We start from the raw sequence: 21,411 nt of genomic DNA on the forward strand, positions 1-21,411 counted from the left end.
CGGCACGGCCGCCGATCACCTCACGGCAGGGTGAGCCGCGACCCTTCACGCACCGTGACGTCCGGTGACGTGGTGCCGGCTGGAACCGGGTCGACGACGGAGACCAGCACCCCGTCGGGCCGCGCGACCTCGAGCACGACCGCCCAGACGAGAGGGACCCCGTCACCGCCGACGACCTCGACGGCGGCCGCCGTCCCCGAGACGTTCTCGATCAGGTCGGCGACCGGGACGGCGAGCGTCGATCCGGCCTCGATGCGCAGCTGTTCCGAGACCAGCTCGTCACCGTCGACCCCCAGGACGCGCAGCGTCGCGGTCCCCGACGCCGAGCCGGACCCCGAGGCCAGGTCCGCGGGCACCGCACCGAGCGTGACCGTCGCCGAGACCTGGGCGGGCAGGGCCACGAGCGCGTCGTCGGCGCCGATCACGGACGCCGCCCAGGCCCGGTCGACCGGCGGCACGTCGTCGAGGGCACCGGCCGTACCGGTCCGTGTCACCTCGGCCGCGGCGACCACCGGCTCGGGCGAGTCCACCACGATCGTCCAGGCGCCCGTGGGCAACCCACCGAGCGGCACGTCGGTGACCTCGCCGGGGGCGAGCGCCACGTCCTCGACGCCCGGCAGCGTCATGGAGCCGTCGGCACCCAGCAACGTCACGTGCGCGGTCGTCGCGACGTCGCCGGGAGCCAGGAGCCGCAGCACCGGTGCCGCGGCGTCGTCGACCTGCGATGCGGTGACCGCCACACCCGGCACGACCTGACGCGTCGCAGGGGCACCACCGGGCACCACGAGATCCGTCCCGACCGGGGTGAAGCCGTCGAGGGCCGAGTCCTGCACGGCCGCGGTGACGCGTCCGCCGGAGGCCTGCACCCGCACGACGAGGCCGCGCTGCTCCGCGGCGACACCCCCGAGGACGACGACCTCCTGCGCACCCGGGGCCACGAGGTAGCGCTCACCGGTCAGGTCGACGGGGCCGGTGGGTCCCCAGACCTGCAGCAGGACCTCGGCGGGCGTCGTCCCGGCGTTGTCGAGGAGCAGGTGCGCGGTGCTCGACAGGACCGTCGCGCCGCCCACGAGCCAGGACTCCGTCGCCGGCGCCTGGCAGGACGCCGCGGTCAGCCCGCGCAGGTCCCCGGCCGTCACGAGCGTCGAGGAGGTCGCGGCGACCCGGGCCGGCACGTCGGTCGGTTCGGCCACGACCACGACCGGGGTGGTCGGCCGGTCGACCACGAACGCGCCCCCGCCCGACGGCAGCGAGGCCTCGGACGCGCCCGTCGATCCGCTGCCGTCCAGGGACGTGGCCGTGACCGGACCGGCGCCCACGCCCTCGGTCCGTGCGGCCAGCCCCGTCACGGTGGTGACGGGGTCGACCGGCACGGGGTCGAAGTCCGCGTCCCCCGACCCGGCGCCGTCCGGGAGCACCAACGGCCCCGCGCACACCAGGGTGGACGCCGCCGGTGCCACGGCGACCTCGCGTCCGCCGGCACCCGACGGCTGCGCCTGGTCGGCCGGGACCCGCACACCAGCGAGCACCACCGCGCCCGCCGCCGCGAGCACGACGACGCCCGAGAGCACCCGGACCGACCGACCCACCCATGCCGCGCTCATCGTCGCCCTCCCTTGCGGCGCACCGGCAGCGCGAGCAGCACCGTCAGCCCGAGCACGACGCCCTGCACCACGAGCCACGGCGTGCGGTTCGGCGCGACGTAACGCACCTCGAGATGACCGCCGTCCGCGCCGAGCGCGAACGTCTGCCGCCAGCCGCCCTCGACCGCGCGGACCGGGTCCCCGTCGAGCCAGGCCCGCCACCGGGGGTCGGCCCGCTCGGCCAGTACGAGCACCCGTCCGTCGTCGCCCGGGTCGACCGTCGTGTCGACCGTCCGGCTCTGCGCCTCGACGGCGAGCGCAGCGGAGCCGGCGGAGGCGATGTCGACGCCGGACGGAACGATCCGGGCCCAGGCGGCGACCACCGTGGCCTGCGCGTCGGACGGCGCCACCCGCCACAGCGTGCCCGCATCGTTGTCGGTGACCCGCTCGAGTCCCGCGGTCGCGTCGAGCCGACCGACGAGCTCGGCGCGCAGCCGTGCCGCATCACCGGTCGACCCGTCGTCCTGCGACGCGTCGACCTCGACCGCTCCCAGCGGCGGGACGAGGACGTCGGCCACCGCCAGGGCGCCCAGGTCGCCGGCCACGTCTCCACCGGCGGCCGAGGCGAGCCGCGCGACCAGCGCATCGACCTCGTCGGTGGCCGCGTCGACGGGAGCGACCTGCGGGTCGCGCAGGGCACCGCTCAACGCACGCGACTGCACCGCGGCAGCGGAGTCGACGAGCAGCGGCCCGTCGCCGCGCAGCAGCTGCCAGGCGACGGCGCCATCGGCCTGCACCTGGACGGCGAGCACGCGTGAGGCGTCCGGCGACCCCTGCGTCTGCTGGGCGACAGCCTGCACGAGCGGCCTGTCGACGGTGGTCAGCGCCGTGCCGTGCGCCCGTGCCGACCACACCCAACCGCCCAGCTGCAGCACCGGGACCACGACCGCCACCGCCGCGAGGAGGACCACCAACGGCTGGCGCCACCCGAACGAGGCCCGACCGAGCCGCTCCTGCATCCGGTCCGCACCGAGCACCCCGGCCGTCAGGAGCCCCAGCCATGCGACGGACAACCCCGCGGCCGCCGACCCGTGAACGAGCGTGCCGTCGTCCAGGCCCACGGGCACCGCGACGGCGACCGTCGCGAGCGCCAGCCCGCTGATCGCGACCGCCCAGGCGGCTCGGACGGCGCGTGACACCGGTGCGCCGCGCAGCAGGGCGAGCACCGCGAGCAGCAGGACGACCGCACCGAGGGCCAGCGGCCAGTACCGGGCGAGCACGTCCGGCAGCACGTCCGGGACCAGCGTGGTGGCGTCGCCGGGAACGCCGAGCAGCCGCGCGAGCGCCGGGTCGACGGCGCTCGCCGTGCCCGGCGTGGCGTTCGTCGCGGACGTCGTCGGGCCCGGGTCCGACAGCAGCAGGCGCAGACCGTCCGCACCCCGCCGAACCGCCTCGGCGAGGAGCGGACCGAGCACCACGACCGGCGGCAGCGCCGTCAGCAGGAGCCGACCACGCCGACGCCGGGCGCTGACCGCCACGACCCCGAGTCCGACGAGCAGCGGCGCCAGGAGCGAGGGTGCGCCTGCCACGACGACGACCGCGGCCAGGCCTGCCGCGGCGGCCGCGGCCACCGAGCCGGTCGGGTTCGGTGCGCCGACCAGCACGGGCGGCGTGTCGACGTCCTGCGACGCGACGCGCCCGGTCGCGGCGGCGGCACCGTCCGGGGCGGCACCGGCCACAGGCGGGGTCCCGGCGACGGACAGATCCGCCCCGCCTGGGCCCTCGCCTGCCTGCACGGTCGAGGAGACCACCGGCACACCACGCACGGGCGTGGCCACCGCCGCCTCGTCCGGCGCGTCCTCGCGTCGGACCGTGACGAGACCGGAGAGCACCTGGTCGACCCGCTGGACACCCAGCGCGCGGGCCACCCCGAGCGCGACCCACGGAAGCGCCGCGTGCGCGAGCACCAGCCCGATGCGCCCGTCGCCGAGAGCCAGCAGCAGCACGGGCGCCCCGGACCAGACGAGCGCGGCCCAGAACCGGACACCGGTCGAGCGCGTCGCCGCACCCGCCGCAGCCCAGGCCCCCGCACCGGCCAGCACCACGGCGCCGAGCACGAGCGCGGCCGCCGCCGGGGCCAGCGATCCCCCGGTCGCCGCGGCGGCGGGCACCAGCACCGCCAGCAGCGCATCGGCCGGGCCAGGGGCGCCCAGACCGCCCGACACCCAGCCGGACGTCGCCGCCTGCCACAGCTCCCCGAGGGTGGACGTCGCAGGAAGCAGAGCGGGACCGACCAGCGTCGCACCGCCGAGCACCGGGCCGATCACGTCGGCCAGCGCCACGGCCGATGCCACGACCAGCAGGCCCACGAGCACAGCCGCCGTGACGCGCCGTCGGGTCGCCAGTGCGGCCAGCTCGCGCAGCTCCAGCTCGCTGGGCGCCCGGACGACACGACGCGCCTCGAGGCGCGCCAGCCGACGGTCGCGCCACTGGGACCACACGTCGCGCCACGACGCCTGCAGCGGGCGCAGCGCGCGGCGGGGCAGCACACGGGTCCGCCGCGCGTTCGCGCGTGCCCGGGCGACGGCCGCCGGGCGGGCGAGCACGGCGAGCGGCGCACGCAGCTCGGCGACCGCCAGGCCGCCGTCCTTCGCGGCGACCTGGAGCAGGGCACGAACGACGCCGGCGGCAAGCGCCAGCACGACCATGAGCGGGAGCAGCGGCAACGGTGACGTCACCAGGCGCTGGTGCAGCAGCGCCCGTCGGCGTGCGGCGAACGAACGTCGCGGGTCGGCCGCGTCGACCTCCCCGTCACCGTCCAGGTCGCTCTCCAGCGCCTCCGGGTCGAGGTGCCGGTCGCCCGCCCGCAGCCCGAGGTAGGAGGCCTGCGCGTGCCGGACCACGGCCGAGGGCACGACCACCGCGCGATGCCCGGCGAGGCGCGCCCGGCGCGAGAGGTCGAACCCGTCCCCGAACGGCCCGAGCGCGGGGTCCGTCCCGCGCAGCGCGTCCCACACGTCGCGGCGCACGAGTGCGCCGGCGAGCCCCACACCGAGCACGTCGTCGCGCGCGTCGTGCTGCCCCTGGTCGAGCTCGCCCGGCTCGACGTCGGTCATCCGACGGCCGGACCGCGACGTGCGCACGCCCACCTCGAGGAGCCGGGCCGGCTCGGTCCAGGTGTGCTGCTTGGCTCCCGCGACCGCGACGGACGGTGCCTGGCCGACCGCGCGCACCAGCTCGGCGAGCGCCGTCGGTGCGGGGGCGCTGTCGTCGTGCAGGAGCCACAGCCAGGTCGTCGGCGCCTCGCCGGACGGGGCGTCGGCCAGCCCGGCACGCACGGCGTCACCGAACGTGCGGGCTCCCGGGGCGTGCACCACGCGCGACGACGGCGTCGGAGGCGTCGCGACGAGGGACAGGCTCTGCGCGAGCACGGCGTCGATGTCGGCGCCGGAGCGCGGTGCGACGTCGACGAGGACGACGCGCAGCGGGTGCCGGGTCTGCTCGGCGAGCGCGCGCAACGTGGTCGGCAGGTAGTGCGTGAGCCCTCGGGTCACCACGACGGCCGTCACCGGGGTCACCACGGGGATCGACGAGCTCGTCGTCGGAGGGCTGGCCGCCCAGGGTCCGGGGGCGGGGTACGTCGCGTCGGTCATCCGCCTGCCATCATGCCGTGCAGGGGACCGTGGAGCACAACCGGGTGGCGGTCACGCCCCTCAGACGACACGTCGCTTGAGCTTGCGGCGCTCGCGCTCCGACAGGCCGCCCCAGATGCCGAAGCGCTCGTCGTTGGCGAGGGCGTACTCGAGGCACTCGCCGCGCACGTCGCACCCCGTGCAGACCTTCTTGGCCTCGCGCGTCGACCCGCCCTTCTCGGGGAAGAAGGCCTCAGGGTCGGTCTGGGCGCACAGCGCGCGCTCCTGCCACCCCATGGGGCCGTCGTCCTCGGGCGTGCCGAACAGCGCCAGGACGTTGGACGGCTGCGCCGGTGCGGCCGTCGTGACGTCGGAGGGGAAGCCCTCGTCGTCGTCGAGCAGGTTCCACATACGTGCCTCCGTGCGGGTCAGTGCTCGTCAGTACTCGATCAAGGCTCGGTCAGGGCCAGCTGCGACAGTGTCGCGTCGTGGTGCTCGCGCAACATGAATCGGTTCTAAGGAATTACACGCGTGTCGTTCCGAGCCGTCAAGCGGGGGTGTGCTAAATGCCCGAATTTGTCGGGTGAATCCGGTGAAGACGGTCGTCCCGGGCGTGTCGCGCCTACGCTGTGAGCGTGCCCACACCCTCCATCGGCAGCCTGCTGACGAACTTGACCCGTGAACCCGGACGACCTCGGATCACCTGGTACGGCCCCGACTCCGAACGCGTCGAGCTGTCCGGCGCGGTGCTGGAGAACTGGGTGAACAAGACCACGAACCTGCTCGTCGAGGAGTTCGACGCCGGTCCGGGGACTCGCGTGCTCCTCGACCTCCCGGGGCACTGGCGGACGGTCGTCTGGGCACTGGCGGTGTGGCGCGCGGGCGCGTGCGTGGTGCTGGAACCGTCGGCGGGGGGACGCGCCGACGTCGTGGTGACGACCGACCCCGGCGCCCACCCGGGGGCCGCCGAGCTCGTCGCGGTCTCGCTCCCTGCCCTCGCCCGGCGGTTCGACGGGGACGTGCCGCCCGGGGCCATCGACGCCACGGCAGCCGTGATGACGTACGGGGACGCGATCGGTTGGGCGCCCGAGGCAGACGGCGCAGCGACCGCGTTGATCGGGCCGGGCGGAGCCGTCGCGCACGACGCGCTCATACCCCCGGTCGACGAGGGGCGCCCCGGTCGCCCTCGCGTGCACGTTCCGGCCACCGGCACCCATGGCGGGCGCTCGGTACAACGCGTCCTGGTCGATGTGCTCGGCGCGCTCGCCGCCAATGGCTCCGTCGTCCTGACGTGCGACGTGGAGCCCGACCGCATGCACCGACTGCTGGCGCAGGAGGGCGCGCTCACCGGCGCCTGACGGGCCGAGGCCCTGGCAGCAGCCGCTCAGGCGCGCGCGGCGTAGTCACCCCGGCGAAGGGCGATCGACCGCCAGAACCCGATACCGGGGTCGACACCGTCGATGCGACGTGGGCGAGGCCCTGCCGAACGGCCCGCTCGCCACCCCGCGAGGCGGCCCCGCGTCGCAGCGAGGTCCCGCGACAGCAGCAGGTCGCCGAGGCAGACGGCAACCTCGGTGACGACGGCGCGCACCGCCCATCGGGTCCGCAGCACCCGGTAGGCACGCAGCAGGTACCCCCGACCGAACCCGCCCAGCTCGCGCTGCCGCGCCGAACCCCGACCGGCGGTCGCGCCACCGAGGTGCACGCCACGTGCCTCGGGCACGCCGACACTGCCCCAGCCGGCACCACTCAGACGCAGCGCGAGGTCGAGCTCCTCGCCGTACATGAAGATGCCGTCGTCGAAGAGCCCGACCGCGTCCAGCGCTTCACGACGGTACGCCGCCACCGCGCCGTACGGTCCGAGGATGCGCGGCTCGTCCGTCTGCGCATCGGCCGGGTCCACGCCCTGCTCACGCACGAAGCCGGCGAGCGTGGGATCGGCGCAGATCCCGAAGGCATCCACTCTGCCGTCCGGACGCAGCAGCATCGGGGCAGCACTTCCCAGCGTGGCGTCGACCGCGAACGGCGCGACGAGCGCCTCGAGCATGTCCGGCTCGGCGTCGACGTCATTGTTGACCAGCACCACGACGTCACCCGTCCCGGCTCGGATCCCCGCGTTGCAGGCGCGGCCGAAACCCACGTTGCGCTCCATCGCGACGACGTGGACCTCGGGGTGCTCGCGCAGCCGGTCGAGCGTGTCGTCCGGCGACAGGTCGTCGACGACGACCACGCGGTGCGGCACGGTCTGACGTGCCAGGTGCCGCAGGCAGCTCTCGGTCACCGCCCACTTGCCGTGGACCGGCACGACGACGTCGATGGACGGCAGGACGCGCCCGGACATGTCGTCGCTCATCGCGAACCTCGGGTGGTCGGCACGTGGCCGAACGGCATCGGCACGAACGGGGCAGAGCGGAGCCTGTGCACGTGTTCCTCGGTGGCGCGGTGACGGTCGGCAGGATCGTAACCCCCGAGGCAGGTCGGCTCACGACCGACCGCACTCACCCCTGGCCGGACGAGGTCGTCCACGACGCGGCCTCCTCCTCGACGACGGTCAGGTGCCGCAGAGCAGGCTGGACGAGCAGCACGGCGGTGACGAGCTCGGCAACGGCCAACGAGGCCGCGACCCCGGCCGCGCCCGCCGCACGCCCGATCGTCAGCATCCCGACGACGCCGAGCGCCGCACCGAGCGCGGTGCCGATCAGAACGGCACGCGCGCGGCCGGCGGGCAGCAGGAAGTGACGGACGAGCGACATCCGGACCGACACGACGGCGAAGGCCAGCGCGAGCCAGAGGCACACGTCGCGTGCCGCCCGCACGTCCTGGCCGAACAGCAGCCCGGAGACCGTGGGCCCCAGGACGGCGAGCAACGCCGCGCCGACCACACCGAGGAGCCCGTGTCCTACGAGCGCGAGCCGCAGTCGCCGCGGCCGACCCGGGGGCGCAACCTCGACCGTCCAGCTCTGCAGCGCGTTCGCGAGGGTGATCGGCACGTACTGGCCGTACTTGTAGAGCTTGTCGGCCGACGCGTACGAGCTGGCGGCGGACGGGGACGCGACCCTGCTGGCGACCGGGACGGGGACCGTGCCGAATGCCCCGGTCGCCATGTCCGCCACGGCGACGGCGCGGTCGCGCACGAGCAGCCTGCCGATGTCACGCACCCCCGGGCCTGGTGCCGTCGACCGGCCGAGCGTCCGGCCGAAGAGCCAGATCCCACCCAGCGACACGGACACCGCCAGCAGCGGGTAGAACACCATCTGGCCCGTCCAGAGGATCAGCGCGCTCGACACCGCGGCCGCGACGACCCGCGGCACGGCCTCGTACACGGCGATGGGACGCGGGTCGCCCACACCCACGGCGTACCAGGCGAACGAGAGCCCGGGTACCGCGCCGGCCAGTCCCATGAGCACCGTGGGGACGAGGAACCCGTCCGCGGACAGCGACGCGCACACGACCACCATCACCGGGAGCGCCCCGACTGCGAGCGCCCCGCGCACCAGGAGGCTCTCGCGGTACAGCCGCAGCCGCGTGGCGGTGTCGGCCTCCGCCACGCGGGGCGGTCCTGCGTTGTTCCAGCCGTAGTTGACCACGATCGCGGCCAGGGTCCCGACGGACTCCCCGACGAGCAGGCTCGCCCAGCCGTCCGCGCCCGCGGCACGCCCCAGCACCGGCAGCACGAGGAGCGGGGTGATGAGGGAGATCGCGGGCAGGCCCGCGAAACCGGCAAGCCTGCCCCAGAACGAGCGGGTCACCCGACGCCGCCCTCCGGACGCCCTGTACGCCCTGCGAGCGACCGCAGCACCCTGGCCAGCACCGTCGCCGTCGCGTCCGCGGCCTGGTCCCACCCGAACTGCGCGGCACGGATGCGACCGAGCGCCCGGAGCCGGTCCCGCTCGTCACCGTCGGCGATGAGGTGTTCGAGCCGGGCGGCGATGGCCGCCGGGTCCCTCGGGTCGACGTACTCGACCGCATCCCCGCCGACCTCGCGCAAGGCGCCGACGTCCGAGGCGAGCACCGCGCAGCCGCGCGCCATCGCGTCGACGACCGGCAGCCCGAAGCCCTCGGCGAACGACAGGCACGCGTACACCGTCGCGAGGGCGTACAGGTGCTCGAGGTCGTCGTCCGTCACCCATCCGAGAAGGACCACGTCCTGCTCGAGCCCGAGCTCGGCGACGAGCGGGACGAGCGGGTCACCGGCACGGCTCCCGGTCACGACGACCCGGGGACGTGTGCCCGGCGGGATCAGCGCGACCGCTCGCAGGAGCCCGTCGACGTTCTTGTGCGGCATGCGGTTCCCGACGCTGAGCACGGTCGGGCGCCCGTCGTCGAGCCCGGCGAGCCCCGACCCCGGCGGTGGGACGTGGGTCGGTGGCGTGCTGTGGCCGTTCGGGACCACGGTGATCCGTTCCGGCGGTACCCGCAGGACCCGCGCGACCGAGCCGGCGGCGTCGTGGCTGACCGTGAGCAGCTCGCGCGCACCTCGCGCCGCGCGCCCCACGAGGAACCTGGTGATGTGGGACACCACGGCCAGGTCCGTCGGGTGCGGGTAGTCCCAGGGGATCACGTCGTGCACCGTGACGACCGTCGGCACGAGCCGACCCGACGGGCCGTAGTTCGCCGGGCACCACAGCAGGTCCGCACCGGCTCGACGCGCGGCTCGCGATGCCAGCAGGGTCTCGCCCACCGCCCAGGCGGCCCGGCTGTCGGCGTCGACACCGAGCGTGCGCACGGGGCCCGGGAACCACGGCTCGACCTGCGCGCGCCCGGTGCGACCCACGAGGCCGATCAGCTCGACACCGGTGAGCCGCTCGGCGACCCGCGGGAGGAGCTCACGGGCGTACGCCTCCGTCCCGCCCCGCCGGCCCGTGAAGTAGAGCAGGTCGACGGCGAGCCGAGGTCGCTCGGCACTCACGACGCGAGCGCCGCCACGGAGGGCTCCGGCGCGGCCGGGTTGGTCCCTCCTCGGGTCGGGATCGTCAGGATGCCCACGACCATGGACGACATCATCGTCTGGAACCCGAGCATCAGGCCGAGGGCCGCAGGGACGGCCACCCGGACCGCCGTGCGCGCGTCGAGCTCGCCGAACCCGGTGTCACCCCAACGGATCACCTGCAGCACGGCGACCACGAGGCCCACCAGGAAGATGCCCACACCGGTGAGCAGACCGCGCTCGATCGTCAGCCTGTCGGTGATCATGCGGAAGCGCGGACCGGCAGGCAGGAAGCCCTCGTGCTCCGCATAGACCTTGGTCAGGATCGAGAAGAGCACGGCCTGGTACCCCAGGACCGCCGCCGCCATCGCGTAGATCATGGTCGAGACGTCGAAGCCGACCGAGCCGATCTCGACCGGCCCGAACAGCAGGAGGACGGCAGCCAGGACACCGACACCGAACATGGCCACGCCCGGGTAGAAGAAGAGCCACTTCGGCGAGAAGACGAGCAGGAACCGCAGGTGGCGCCAGCCGTCGTGCCAGCTGCGCAGGTGCGGCGGCCGCGAGCGGCCGTCCTTCTTCAGCGTGGTGGGCACCTCGACGATCCGGAGCCGTGCCAGGCATGCCTTGACCACCATCTCCGAGGCGAACTCCATGCCCGAGGTACGCAGCCCGAGGCCCAGGATCGCCGCACGGTGGAACCCGCGCAGGCCGCAGTGGAAGTCGCGGACGCCCGGCTTGAAGAACAGGGCGCCGATGCCCGACAGCACCGGGTTGCCCAGGTACTTGTGCAGGGGCGGCATGGCACCCGGCTCGATGCCGCCGCGGAACCGGTTGCCCATGACGAGCTGCGCCCCGCCCCGCAGCTGCTCGACGAACGGGTCGAGCGAGGAGAAGTCGTAGGAGTCGTCCGCATCGCCCATGATGACGAACACCCCACGGGCGGCCTCGATGCCGCCGATGAGCGCCGCGCCGTAACCCTTCTCCGGGATGTCCACGACCCGAGCGCCCAGTCCCGTCGCGATCGCCTGAGACCCGTCGGTGCTGCCGTTGTCCGCGATCAGCACCTCGCCGTCGACGCCGGCCCGCTCGAGGTATCCCAACGCCTTGCGGATGCACGTCTCGAGCGTCTCGGCCTCGTTGAGGCACGGCATCAGGATGGTGAGCTCACAGCTCGGGGCGGTGGTCATGGGGTTCCGTTCCGGGTCGTCGGGGCGCAGCACTGTACAACGCAGTTCATCGCCCGGGTGCCCGCCCGGGCTCGCGCAGCCGGTCGAGCAGCGCGGTCGCCGCGACCTGGACGGTGCGCTCGCCGGCGACCTGTTCGAACCAGCTCCGGGTCGACGCGCGCAGACCCGTCCCGCCCTCGACCGCGGCCACGATCGCCGCCCCGAGCACCTCGGGCTCGACGCCTCGCGCCACGAAGCCGTTGACCCCCGGCTCGACGAGCTCGACCGAGGCGTTGTCCGGCCCGTCCACCAGCACAACGGGCGTGCCGGTGGCGCACGCTTCCACGACGACGAGCCCGTACCCCTCACGACGCGAGGGGTTCACCAGGACGGCGGCGTCTCGCAGCAGCGCGTCGAGCCGCTCCTGCGGCACGAAGCCCGGCAGCTCCACGACGGCCTCCAGCCCGAGCCGGGCCACCTCGGCGGCGACCTCGGGAGTCGTCTGCCCCTCGCCGAGCACCACCGCGCGCAGCCCGGGGATCCGGTCGCGCGCCCAGGCCACGGCAGCGGGCAGCACCTCGACGCGCTTGTCGGGGATGTGCCGCCCGACGTACACGACCGTCGGCGGCTGCACCTGCTCGAGGCCGGGGTCCTGATCGGGAACCTGGTGGATGAGCCCGGGGCTCACCACCGGAGGTCGGCGCGCGCCCGCGGCGACCAGCCGCCGGGCGTTCATCTGCGAGTGACAGGACACCAAGGGGCTGACCCTCGCGGCCAACCCCTGCAGCACGGAGGCGACCCGCCCGACCACGGGGCCGGAGTACTCGACCCACTGCTCGGGTCGCCACACCTCCAGGAAGTCCGCGCAGATCCGCGTTCGCGTCCCCAGCAACGCCAGGCGCGCCGCGAACACGTTGAGCACCGGCAGCGCGGAGACCACGAGCGCGTCGTAGCGCCCCCGAGTACGCACGAGGTGACGGAAGAGGCCCGCGGCGAAACGCACGGCAGGCAGCAGGGTGCGCCCGCCCGTGGCGTCGTACAGCTCCGACGGCCCGCTCACGGCGACGACGTCGACGCCGTCGAGGACCGGCGCAGGGCCGGTCCACTGCCGTCGGGTCAGGTAGTCGACCTCGGCGCCCTCGCTCACGAACGTCTCGGCGAAGAGGCGGTACTGGCGTTCACCGCCCCCGGTGCTCAGCGGGTAGAAGCAGTCGAAGGCCACGGCGACACGCACGGCGGTGAGCGTAGCGCCCCGACAGTCGTCCTGGGCGAGGCCGGTCCGGCTCAGGGCACGTCCGCCTGGACGAGTCGGCCGGCCCCACGAACGGCGAGCCCGCCGTCGCGCGCGGGGACGAAGGCCGCCTCGCCCCGGTCCAGGGTCAGCACGTCGTCCGTGGAGGAGGCGCTCAGGGTCATCCGCCCCTCGAGGCACAGCAGCACCCGCGGCCCGCGACCCGGCAGCAGGTGCACGGCGTCGTCGTCGATGTCGGTGACAGACAGCTCGAAGTCGTCGACCGGGGCGTAGAAGACCCGGGTCGCCCCGTGGAACGTCTCCGGCGCGATCCGGATCGGCGGCGCTGCGACGTAGTCGACGTTGCGCAGCAGCTCGGGCACGTCGACGTGCTTCGGGGTCAGTCCGGCGCGCAGCACGTTGTCCGAGCTGGCCATCACCTCGATGCCCACACCCTGCAGGTAGGCGTGGACGCCGCCGGCGGGCACGAACAGGGCCTCCCCCGGCTGCAGGCTCACGGGGTTCAGCAGCAGCGAGGTGACCACACCGGGATCGCCCGGGTAGGCCTCGTCGAGCGTGACGACCGTCCGGTCGGCGCGAGGCGAGGGCGAGCCGGTCTCGAGGCGGCTGCGGCACGCCGCCGCGATCTCGTGCACCTCGTCGGGCGAGGGGCGCGTGGCGGGCTCGAGCAGCTGCGTGAACGCCTCCCGGATCCCCGCGGAGGTCGGGCGGGCGGTGAGGATGCCGTGCAGCTCCTTGGCCAGCGGGGCGTCCAGCGTCGCGAGCAGCTCCGCGGCCCGGCGTGGGGCCCGGAACCCGCAGAGCGCCTCGAACGACGTGAGCGCGAAGACCAGCTCCGGCTTGTGGTTGCGGTCCCTGTAGTTGCGGTGGGGCGCCTCGATCGGGACCCCGGCGGCTTCCTCCGCGTCGAAACCCTCGCCGGCGCGTGCGATGTGCGGATGGACCTGCAGCGACAACGGTCGCTCGGCTGCGATCACCTTGAGCAGGTACGGCAACGAGGCACCGAACCGCGCGACGACGTCCTCACCCAGGGAGTCGACGCTGTCCGCCGCGATCAGGTCGTGCAGCGCGACCCCGCCCTCGAGCGTCAGCGACGGGGCCGAGGAGTGCGCCCCGAGCCACGCCTCCGCCACGACCCCGGGGTCGTGGACGCCGAGCAGCTCGTGGATCGCCGTTGGCGACCCCCACGCGTACGCCTGTGTCGCGTGGCTGATCCTGAGCACGTCCCGCCCCCTGTCGTCCCGATGGTCCGAGCATGGTACCGGGCGCGCCCAAGGGTGCCGATGCAGCATGATGTGTGCCCATGCGCGGCATCATCCTGGCCGGTGGATCCGGCACCCGGCTGCACCCGATCACCCTCGGCGTCAGCAAGCAGCTCGTCCCGGTGTACGACAAGCCGATGATCTACTACCCGTTGTCGACGCTGATCCTCGCGGGCATCCGCGATGTGCTGGTCATCACGACGCCGCACGACGCCGCACAGTTCGAAAGGCTCCTCGGGGACGGCTCGCAGTTCGGCATCTCGATCAGCTACACCGTCCAGGCCGAGCCGAACGGCCTCGCCCAGGCCTTCGTCCTCGGGGCCGGTTTCATCGGCGACGAGCGCTGCGCGCTCGTGCTCGGCGACAACATCTTCTACGGCCCCGGCCTCGGCTCGCGCCTGCAGAGGTTCGAGGACATCGACGGCGGCGCGGTCTTCGCGTACCGCGTCGCGGACCCGAGCGCGTACGGCGTCGTCGAGTTCGACGCGGACGGCAAGGCCCTGTCGCTCGAGGAGAAGCCCGCCCGGCCACGGTCGAGCTACGCCGTCCCGGGCCTGTACTTCTACGACAACGACGTGGTCGCCATCGCACGCGACCTGGCCCCGTCGGCGCGCGGCGAGTACGAGATCACCGACGTGAACAGGACCTACCTCAAGCAGGGACGTCTGCAGGTCGAGGTCCTGCCGCGAGGCACCGCGTGGCTCGACACCGGCACGTTCGACTCGCTGCTCGAGGCGTCCGACTTCGTCCGGACCATCGAGAGCCGTCAGGGCCTCAAGGTCGGCTCGCCCGAGGAGGTGGCGTGGCGCCGGGGCTTCCTGTCCGACGACGCGCTCCGCGAGCGTGGCGAGGCGCTCGTCAAGTCCGGTTACGGCAGCTACCTGCTGGGGCTGCTCGCGGAGTGAGCCGCGGCGTCACCCTGCCAGGACGAGCGACCCGGCGGTCGACCACCGCTCCCGCCAGTCCCCGATGGGGTCGACGCCCGCCCGCACGAGCGCGTCGTGACCGAGGACCGAGTAGGAGGGCCGCACGGCGGCTCGGGTGGAGGCCTCGCTCGTGGTCGGGCGGACGATCTGCGGGTCCAGGCCTGCCGTCGCGACGACCTCGCGGGCGAACTCCCACCACGTCCCGCTGCCGCTCGACGTGCCGTGGTAGACCCCGGCGGGAGCGGCTGCGACGACGAGCCTCTCCACGAGGTCGGCCAGGTCTCCCGTCCAGGTCGGCTGACCCACCTGGTCGGCAACCACGTCGAGTGCACCACGCTCCGCCGCGACCCGGGCGATCGTCCGGGGGAAGCACGAACCGTGCCGCCCGTACAGCCAGGCCGTGCGGACGACCAGGTGGTCGGAGCCCGCCACGGCCCACTCGCCGGCCAGCTTGGTGCGGCCGTACGCCGAGCGCGGGGCCGGTGCGTCGTCCTCGGCGTAGGGCGTGGTGGCGTCGCCGCCGAACACGTAGTCGGTCGACACCTGGACCAGACGCGCACCGACCTTGGTCGCCGCGGCCGCGAGGTAGGCCGCGCCGAGCGCGTTCACCGCGAACGCGTCCGGCTCGCGCTCCTCGGCCGCGTCGACCGCCGTCCATGCGGCACAGTTCGCGACCACGTCCACGTCCCGGACGTGGAGGCCGACGGCAACCGGGTCGGTGATGTCGAGCTCGTCGCGATCCACCCCGACGACGAGGTGCCCGCGACGGGCGAGCAGCTCCGTCAGGTCCCGACCGAGCATCCCGCTCGCTCCGACGACCAACCAGCGCATGGCACCTCCAGGGACCGGGGGCGCTCGACCGCACCCCACGATCGGAGAGCATAGAGTCCGACCGCACGCCGACAGCACGCACCCGAGGAGACGACACCGATGACGTACCGAGAGCTCGCCGTCCCCGGCGCGTGGGAGATCACGCCCGTCCAGCACGGCGACCCGCGGGGCGTGTTCCTCGAGTACTTCCAGGCCGGCCCGTTCGCCACCGCCGCGGGCCACCGATTCTCGCTCGCTCAGGCGAACCTGTCCGTCTCGGCGGCCGGCGTCCTGCGCGGCGTGCACTACGCCGACGTGCCCCCGGGCCAGGCCAAGTACGTGACGTGCGCTCGTGGGGCCGTGCTCGACGTGGTCGTCGACCTACGCGTCGGCTCGCCGACCTTCGGGACCTGGGACTCCGTGCTCCTCGATGACACCGACCGCCGTGCCATCTACTTGTCGGAGGGCCTGGGGCACGCGTTCCTCTCGCTCGAGGACGACTCGACCGTCCTCTACATGTGCAGCGAGGGCTACGCGCCCGGACGCGAGCACGGCGTGCACCCCCTCGACACCGATCTGGGCATCGTGTGGCCCACGGTCGACCGCGCGGGCCGTCCGCTCACCGCGCTGCTGTCGGAGAAGGACCTCGCCGCACCCAGCCTCGCCGAGGCGCGCACCGCCGGGCTGCTGCCGCAGTACGACGAGGTCAGCGCGTTCGTGGAGAGCCTGCGCCCCTGAGCCGGTGGCCTCCTGGCAGGGCGTGTCAGCCGAGCACGGCCGCCTCGAGCGCGGCCAGGTGCACCCGAGCGGCCGCATCCCAGGTGAAGGTGGCCGCACGGGCCACGCCCGCCCGCGCCAGTCGCCGACGGCTCTCGGGGTCCTCCAGGAGGGCCCCGAGAGCCTGTGCAATCTCGTCCTGCCCTGTCCCCGTGTACGCGACGGCGTCGCCGCCGACCTCCGGAAGCGAGAGCTCCCGGCTCGTCAGGACGGCCGCACCGCAGGCCATCGCCTCCAGCACCGGCAGACCGAAGCCCTCGCCGAGGCTCGGGTAGGCGACCAGGTCGGCCCCCGACAGGAACCCCGGAAGGTCAGCGAACGGCAGGTAGCCCACGCGCCGTGCGTCGAGGTGGGCCGGGACCTCCGCCAGCGCGCCGTCGACCTCGGTGTCCCACCCACGCCCGCCGGCGAGCACGAGAGCAGGCGGGTCCACGCGATCGGACACGGCACGCACCCAGCCGCGCACCAGGGCCGGGACGTTCTTGCGGGGCTCGAGGGTCCCGAGGAACGCGACGTACCCGCCCTCCACACCGAGGGTCGCGCGCACCCGCGCCCGCTCGGTGTCGTCCACGGGGTGGAAGAGGGCCGTGTCGACCCCGTGATGCGCGACGTGGAACACGTCGGGCGAGGCGCCGGTGAAGCGGGCGACCTCGTCGGCCGTGGCCCTGGAGGGCACCACCACGGCCGCCGCGCGCCGCACCGCGCGGCGGATCGCCACCCGGAAGAAGCGGGCCTTGACGGACGAGTGCAGGTGGGGGTGGGAGAAGAACGTCGCGTCGTGCAGCGTGACGACCACGGGAACCCCGGCCCGCCACGGCATCGTGTAGTGCGGACTCAGCAGGACGTCGACGCCCTCGGCTCGGGCCAGCCGGGGCAGACCGACCTGCTCCCACAGCAGCCGTGCGGGGCGGCGAGCGATCCGCGTCGGCGCGGCCACGACCCGCCCCGACGGGAGGAGCTCCTCGAGCAGTCCCCGATCGCGCGCCTGCGCGACGACGACCAGCTCGACGTCGAGCCGCGCGAGCGCCGGGAGGACGGCGTCGACGTAGCGTCCGACGCCTCCACGGTCGGCCGGCACCGCGGTGGCGTCGACGAGCACCTTCATGGACGGCTCCTGTCGTTCTCGGTCCACGGCTGTCCGTGCTGTGCGAGGCCGACGCCGATCCTACGGCGGGCGACGGGCGCGCCGGGCCGCGCGAGGACGGCATCGTCTGAGGTCAGGGCAGGCCTGCGCCTTCGGGACGGGGACGGCCGTGGACCGGGACGTCGCGCGGTAGGGTCTCGACGGCCGTGCCCGCCCGTGACGAGGACCAGGATCGACGATGCCGCACTCCCCCACAGCCGAGGACAGCCTCCGGCAGGCCCGTCGTCGCGCGTTCTGGGGCGCGTTCGCAGTCCTGTGGGTGCTCGCCGCGACCTGGGCGGTGGCGAGCCCGGTGCTCTCCGGCCCCGACGAGAACGCGCACGTCGTCAAGGCAGCCGCCGTGGTCCGCGGCGAGCTGGGCGGCCGGTCGAGCGCGGACAACCCGGGCTCCGGGCTGGTCGTCGTCCCGGACTTCTACCGGGCGACCATGACCTACCCCATCTGCTTCGCGTTCCAGCCCGAGGCGACGCCCGACTGCGTGACACCCCTGCCCGAGGGCGACGCCGCCGACGACGAGGTCGAGTCCACGACCTGGATGGTGCGGAACAACCCCGTCTACTACGCGGTCGTCGGCCTGCCCACCCTGCTGCCTCCCGGCGAGAGCGTGCTCTACCTCATGCGGCTCGTGAGCGCCGGCATGTGCGCCGCAGTACTCGCCTGGGGGTTCCGTGAGGTCGCCGGGCTCGCCCGGCGTTCGTGGCTGCTGCTCGGGGTGACGGCAGCCCTCACCCCGATGGTCGTCTACCTCACGTCGACCGTGAATCCCTCCGCCCTGGAGATCTGCGCCGCGCTCACCCTCTGGGTCAGCCTGCTCGCGCTCGTCCGCGACCCCGACCCCGCCCGTCTGGGGTCTCGGGCCGCCGGGATCGCCGTCGTGGCGGTCCTGCTCGCGAACTCCCGTGGCACCTCGCCGTTCTACGTCGGGCTCATCGCCCTGACCGTCGCCGCCGTCGGCCCGTGGTCCGGCGTGCTCCGGGTGCTCCGGGACCGTCGGAGCTGGCCGTGGCTCGGCCTGACGGTCGTGGGGACGGCGCTCTCTCTCGGATGGACCGCCTCGGCCGGGACGCTCGAGGCCGGCGGTGCCGATCACCCCGAGCTCGGCTTCCTCTCGACGGCCCTGCGGACGCTCACCGACACCGGCGACTTCCTCGTCGTGTCGATCGGACGTTTCGGCTGGCTCGACACGTCCATGCCCGTGCTGGCCGTGGTCGTCCTGTGCGCGCTCATCGGGGTGCTCCCCCTCCTGGCGCTGGCTCTCGCCCGCCGGCAGGACCGGTTCGCCGTGCCGCTGGTGCTCGTGGTCGCGATCGGCATCCCGGTGCTCGTGCACGCCTGGCAGGCCCGCAGCGTCGGGTACATCTGGACGGCGCGGTACTCGCTCCCGCTGACGGTGGGAGTCCTCGCCGTCGCGGGGTTCGTGGCCCGGGACGCACGCTCGTCGCTGCCCGACGAGGCGGGTCCGCGCCTGCTGCGCACGATCGTCCCGTGGCTCGCCGTCGGGCAGCTCGTCGGGTTCGCCACCAACCTGCGCCGGTACACCGTCGGCGCGACGGGCTCCTGGCGCGACGTGCTCGACGGCGCGTGGAGCCCGCCGGTGCCGATCCTGCTGCTCCTGGCTGTCCAGGTCCTCGCCCTCGCCGTAGGGACGGTGCTGGTGCTCCGCGCCGGCACCGCCACAGGCACAGGCGCCGGGACCACCGAACGGCCGGCGACGGCACAGGCCACAGCAGCGGACGTCTCGCCCTGAGCTCGCGGACCGCGGCCGCCGCTCAGGACGTGCCGAGCGCCTCGCGGTAGACCTCGAGGTGCCCCTGCGCCGACGCCGACCACGTGTACCGCTCGGAGGCGGCCCGCAGCCGCGGACCCGCGTCCGAACCGACCGCGTGGACGAGCCCGGACGCCAGCTCCTCGACGTCGGTCGGGTCGACCAGCACGCCGTCCTGGCCCACCAGCTCGGCCATCGACGTCCCCTTCGACGTGACGACCGGGACACCGTGCGCCATCGCCTCCAGGACCGGGAGGCCGAACCCCTCCCACAGCGAGGGGAACACGAACGCGGACGCACCGGCGTACGCCGCCTGCAGATCCGCCGACCCGAGCCGCCCGAGCATGTGCACCGAGTCGGCCGGCAGCCCGCGCAGCGCCTCGCGCACCTGGCTCGCCCCGTCCCCCCAGCCGGCGGGGCCCACGAGCACGAGGTCGTGGTCGAGCCCGTCCGACGCGCATGCCTGCGCGTACGCGCGGACCAGACGGGCGACGTTCTTGCGGGGCTCGAGGGTCCCGCACCACAGCAGGTAGGGGCGACGGACGCCGTGATGTCGACGCCACCGATCGACGCGCTGCGCGGCGCCCGGGTCGGCGTGGACGCCGTGCGGCACCACGCGCACCCGTTCGGCTTCGATCCCGTGGGCCACGCAGTCGTCCCGTGTGGCGGCCGACGGCACGACGACGCGGACAGCCTCGTCCTCGACGACCCGCAGGGCGCGGCGGAAGAACGCGTTGCCCCGGGCCGTGAAGTGGTCCGGCTCGCGCAGGAACGCGAGGTCGTGCACGGTGACGACGAGGGGCGCGCGGCTGCCCGGGACGGCCCAGGTCGTCGCGTGCACCACGTCGACGTCGCCCGTGACCGACTCCGCCCGTGGCAACCGGAGCCTGTTCCACGACTCGTACAACGCCTGCCGGGGAAGGGCGGCGAACCGCACCGGCCCCGTCGGCGTCACGTCCGCCGGGGGCCCTGCACGGTGTCGGGCGGCGAGCCCCACGACCTCGGCCTGAGGGACCGCCGCGAGCGCGCGCGAGAGCTCCACGACGTAGGACCCTGATCCCCCGGGTACCGGCTGCCAGCACTGCTCGACGGTCAGGGCGACTCGCACGGGATGCACCCCGGAAGCCTAGACTCGCGCCGTGCCCCACCCGTCCACCACGCTGCGTGCCGTCGTCGTGACCTGGAACGGGGCACACCTCCTGCCTCGCTGCCTCGATTCGCTCGAGGCGCAGACGACCCGCGGGCGCATGGAGGTCGTCGTCGTGGACAACGCGTCGGAGGACGGCACGACCGGGCTCCTTGCCGACCGGTACCCCTGGGTGAGAGTGGTGAGCGCTGAGCGCAACCTCGGGTTCGCCGGCGGGGCCGCGCTCGGCATGGCGGGCGCGGAGGGGCACGTCGTCCTCCTGAACAACGACGCACGGTTCGCACCCGACGCCGTCGAGCGCCTGCTCGCGGTCCTGGACGCTCCCGGGAACGAGCGGGTCGCGGCCGTGACCGCCAAGATCCTCCTCGCCCCGGCGGACGGCTCGTCCCCCACGACGGTCAACTCCACCGGGAACGTGCTGACCCCCGACGGTGCCGGCACCGACCGCGACTGGCTCGCGCCCCTGGGTACCGAGTCCACCGAGCCCGACGTGTTCGGCTTCTGCGGCGGGGCCGCCCTGCTACGCCGCGAGGCGCTCGCCGACGTCGGCGGGTTCGATCCCGAGCTGTTCCTCTACTACGAGGACACCGACCTGTCGTGGCGGATGCGCGCCGCCGGCTGGACCGTCCGGTACGAGGCGGGCGCGGTCGCCGAGCACGACCACGCGGCCAGCAGCGGCGTCGACAGCCCTCTCTTCCGCTACTACAACACGCGCAACTCGCTCATCGTCGTCACCCGGCACGGACCTCTCGGCATGGTGCTGCGCTCCTCGGCCCGCCAAGGGGCGGGCCTCCTGGCTGCAGCTGCTCGCCAGGGTGCCGGCGCCGCGTCGACCCGTGCACGCGCCCGCGGCATCGCCGCGCACCTGCGGAGGCTGCCGAGAACGTTGCGCGAGCGTCGGACCCTGTGGAAGGGCGCCGGCGTCACCCGCGCCCGCGCCGTGGGCATCCACGCCTCCGCCTAGGACCGGTCGCAGAACGCCCTCGACCTGCCAGTACCCTGGCACCCGTCCTGCCC

General features: G+C 74.2%; 17 protein-coding genes. 5 read left to right on the forward strand and 12 right to left on the reverse strand.

The genetic code is table 11. From position 1 onward, the window contains the following. Positions 1-20 precede the first annotated feature (20 nt). From BKA22_RS01400 to BKA22_RS01410, 3 genes are read right to left on the reverse strand one after another with little or no spacing between them, the layout of a single operon-like run. Positions 21-1,604 (reverse strand): DUF5719 family protein, encoded by a 1,584-nt coding sequence (locus BKA22_RS01400; protein ID WP_146951108.1) that lies wholly within the window; start codon positions 1,602-1,604, stop codon positions 21-23. Next, on the reverse strand, positions 1,601-5,236 hold the full coding sequence (locus BKA22_RS01405; protein ID WP_146951109.1) for a glycosyltransferase: 3,636 nt from the start codon (positions 5,234-5,236) through the stop codon (positions 1,601-1,603). Before BKA22_RS01405 ends, BKA22_RS01400 begins: the two co-directional genes overlap by 4 nt. Before the next feature lie 60 nt (positions 5,237-5,296). Then, positions 5,297-5,626, reverse strand: a complete 330-nt coding sequence (locus BKA22_RS01410) for a WhiB family transcriptional regulator (protein WP_146951110.1) — start codon at positions 5,624-5,626, stop codon at positions 5,297-5,299. Between the two features lie 224 nt (positions 5,627-5,850). On the opposite strand from BKA22_RS01410, the gene BKA22_RS01415 reads away from it, so the two are divergent. Further along, positions 5,851-6,573, forward strand: a complete 723-nt coding sequence (locus BKA22_RS01415; protein ID WP_223203377.1) for a TIGR03089 family protein — start codon at positions 5,851-5,853, stop codon at positions 6,571-6,573. A 26-nt stretch (positions 6,574-6,599) separates the two neighbouring features. Here the strand turns inward: BKA22_RS01415 and BKA22_RS01420 are convergent, their stop codons facing one another. The 6 genes from BKA22_RS01420 to manA all read right to left on the reverse strand — a co-directional run bounded on the left by BKA22_RS01420 (position 6,600) and on the right by manA (position 13,786). Next, positions 6,600-7,568, reverse strand: coding sequence for a glycosyltransferase family 2 protein (locus tag BKA22_RS01420; RefSeq protein WP_146951111.1), 969 nt, complete (start codon positions 7,566-7,568; stop codon positions 6,600-6,602). Positions 7,569-7,713: 145 nt separating this feature from the next. Then, positions 7,714-8,964: a polysaccharide biosynthesis protein gene (locus BKA22_RS01425; protein ID WP_146951112.1), complete on the reverse strand. Its 1,251-nt coding sequence runs from the start codon at positions 8,962-8,964 to the stop codon at positions 7,714-7,716. After that, on the reverse strand, positions 8,961-10,124 hold the full coding sequence (locus BKA22_RS01430) for a glycosyltransferase family 4 protein (protein WP_146951113.1): 1,164 nt from the start codon (positions 10,122-10,124) through the stop codon (positions 8,961-8,963). Before BKA22_RS01430 ends, BKA22_RS01425 begins: the two co-directional genes overlap by 4 nt. Next, a complete protein-coding gene (locus tag BKA22_RS01435) occupies positions 10,121-11,332 on the reverse strand; it encodes a glycosyltransferase family 2 protein (RefSeq protein ID WP_146951114.1) in 1,212 nt (403 codons plus the stop codon). The genes BKA22_RS01430 and BKA22_RS01435 overlap by 4 nt, the downstream gene beginning before the upstream one ends. A gap of 46 nt (positions 11,333-11,378) precedes the next feature. After that, the gene (locus BKA22_RS20230; RefSeq protein WP_146951115.1) at positions 11,379-12,545 is read right to left on the reverse strand and encodes a glycosyltransferase family 4 protein; all 1,167 of its coding nucleotides are present in this window, start codon (positions 12,543-12,545) and stop codon (positions 11,379-11,381) included. Positions 12,546-12,595: 50 nt separating this feature from the next. Continuing rightward, positions 12,596-13,786, reverse strand: coding sequence for a mannose-6-phosphate isomerase, class I (gene manA / locus BKA22_RS01445; protein WP_146951116.1), 1,191 nt, complete (start codon positions 13,784-13,786; stop codon positions 12,596-12,598). 80 nt (positions 13,787-13,866) lie between these two features. Between manA and rfbA the strand changes: the two genes are divergently transcribed. Beyond that, entirely contained in the window at positions 13,867-14,730 is an 864-nt protein-coding gene (gene rfbA / locus BKA22_RS01450) for a glucose-1-phosphate thymidylyltransferase RfbA (protein ID WP_146951117.1), read from the forward strand. 9 nt (positions 14,731-14,739) lie between these two features. On the opposite strand, the gene rfbD is transcribed toward rfbA, so the two are convergent. Continuing rightward, a complete protein-coding gene (gene rfbD / locus BKA22_RS01455; RefSeq protein WP_146951118.1) occupies positions 14,740-15,582 on the reverse strand; it encodes a dTDP-4-dehydrorhamnose reductase in 843 nt (280 codons plus the stop codon). A gap of 99 nt (positions 15,583-15,681) precedes the next feature. Here rfbD and BKA22_RS01460 point away from each other — a divergent pair, with 99 nt between their 5' ends. Beyond that, the gene (locus BKA22_RS01460; RefSeq protein WP_146951119.1) at positions 15,682-16,299 is read left to right on the forward strand and encodes a dTDP-4-dehydrorhamnose 3,5-epimerase family protein; all 618 of its coding nucleotides are present in this window, start codon (positions 15,682-15,684) and stop codon (positions 16,297-16,299) included. 25 nt (positions 16,300-16,324) lie between these two features. On the opposite strand, the gene BKA22_RS01465 is transcribed toward BKA22_RS01460, so the two are convergent. Further along, a complete protein-coding gene (locus BKA22_RS01465) occupies positions 16,325-17,443 on the reverse strand; it encodes a glycosyltransferase family 4 protein (protein ID WP_146951120.1) in 1,119 nt (372 codons plus the stop codon). A gap of 217 nt (positions 17,444-17,660) precedes the next feature. On the opposite strand from BKA22_RS01465, the gene BKA22_RS01470 reads away from it, so the two are divergent. After that, the gene (locus BKA22_RS01470; protein WP_146951121.1) at positions 17,661-19,229 is read left to right on the forward strand and encodes a DUF2142 domain-containing protein; all 1,569 of its coding nucleotides are present in this window, start codon (positions 17,661-17,663) and stop codon (positions 19,227-19,229) included. 22 nt (positions 19,230-19,251) lie between these two features. On the opposite strand, the gene BKA22_RS01475 is transcribed toward BKA22_RS01470, so the two are convergent. Continuing rightward, positions 19,252-20,364, reverse strand: a complete 1,113-nt coding sequence (locus BKA22_RS01475) for a glycosyltransferase family 4 protein (RefSeq protein ID WP_223203378.1) — start codon at positions 20,362-20,364, stop codon at positions 19,252-19,254. Between the two features lie 22 nt (positions 20,365-20,386). On the opposite strand from BKA22_RS01475, the gene BKA22_RS01480 reads away from it, so the two are divergent. Further along, positions 20,387-21,358: a glycosyltransferase family 2 protein gene (locus tag BKA22_RS01480; RefSeq protein ID WP_146951122.1), complete on the forward strand. Its 972-nt coding sequence runs from the start codon at positions 20,387-20,389 to the stop codon at positions 21,356-21,358. Positions 21,359-21,411: the final 53 nt, after the last annotated feature.

The organism is Cellulomonas soli, assembly GCF_013409305.1.
Taxonomy (GTDB): domain Bacteria; phylum Actinomycetota; class Actinomycetes; order Actinomycetales; family Cellulomonadaceae; genus Cellulomonas; species Cellulomonas soli.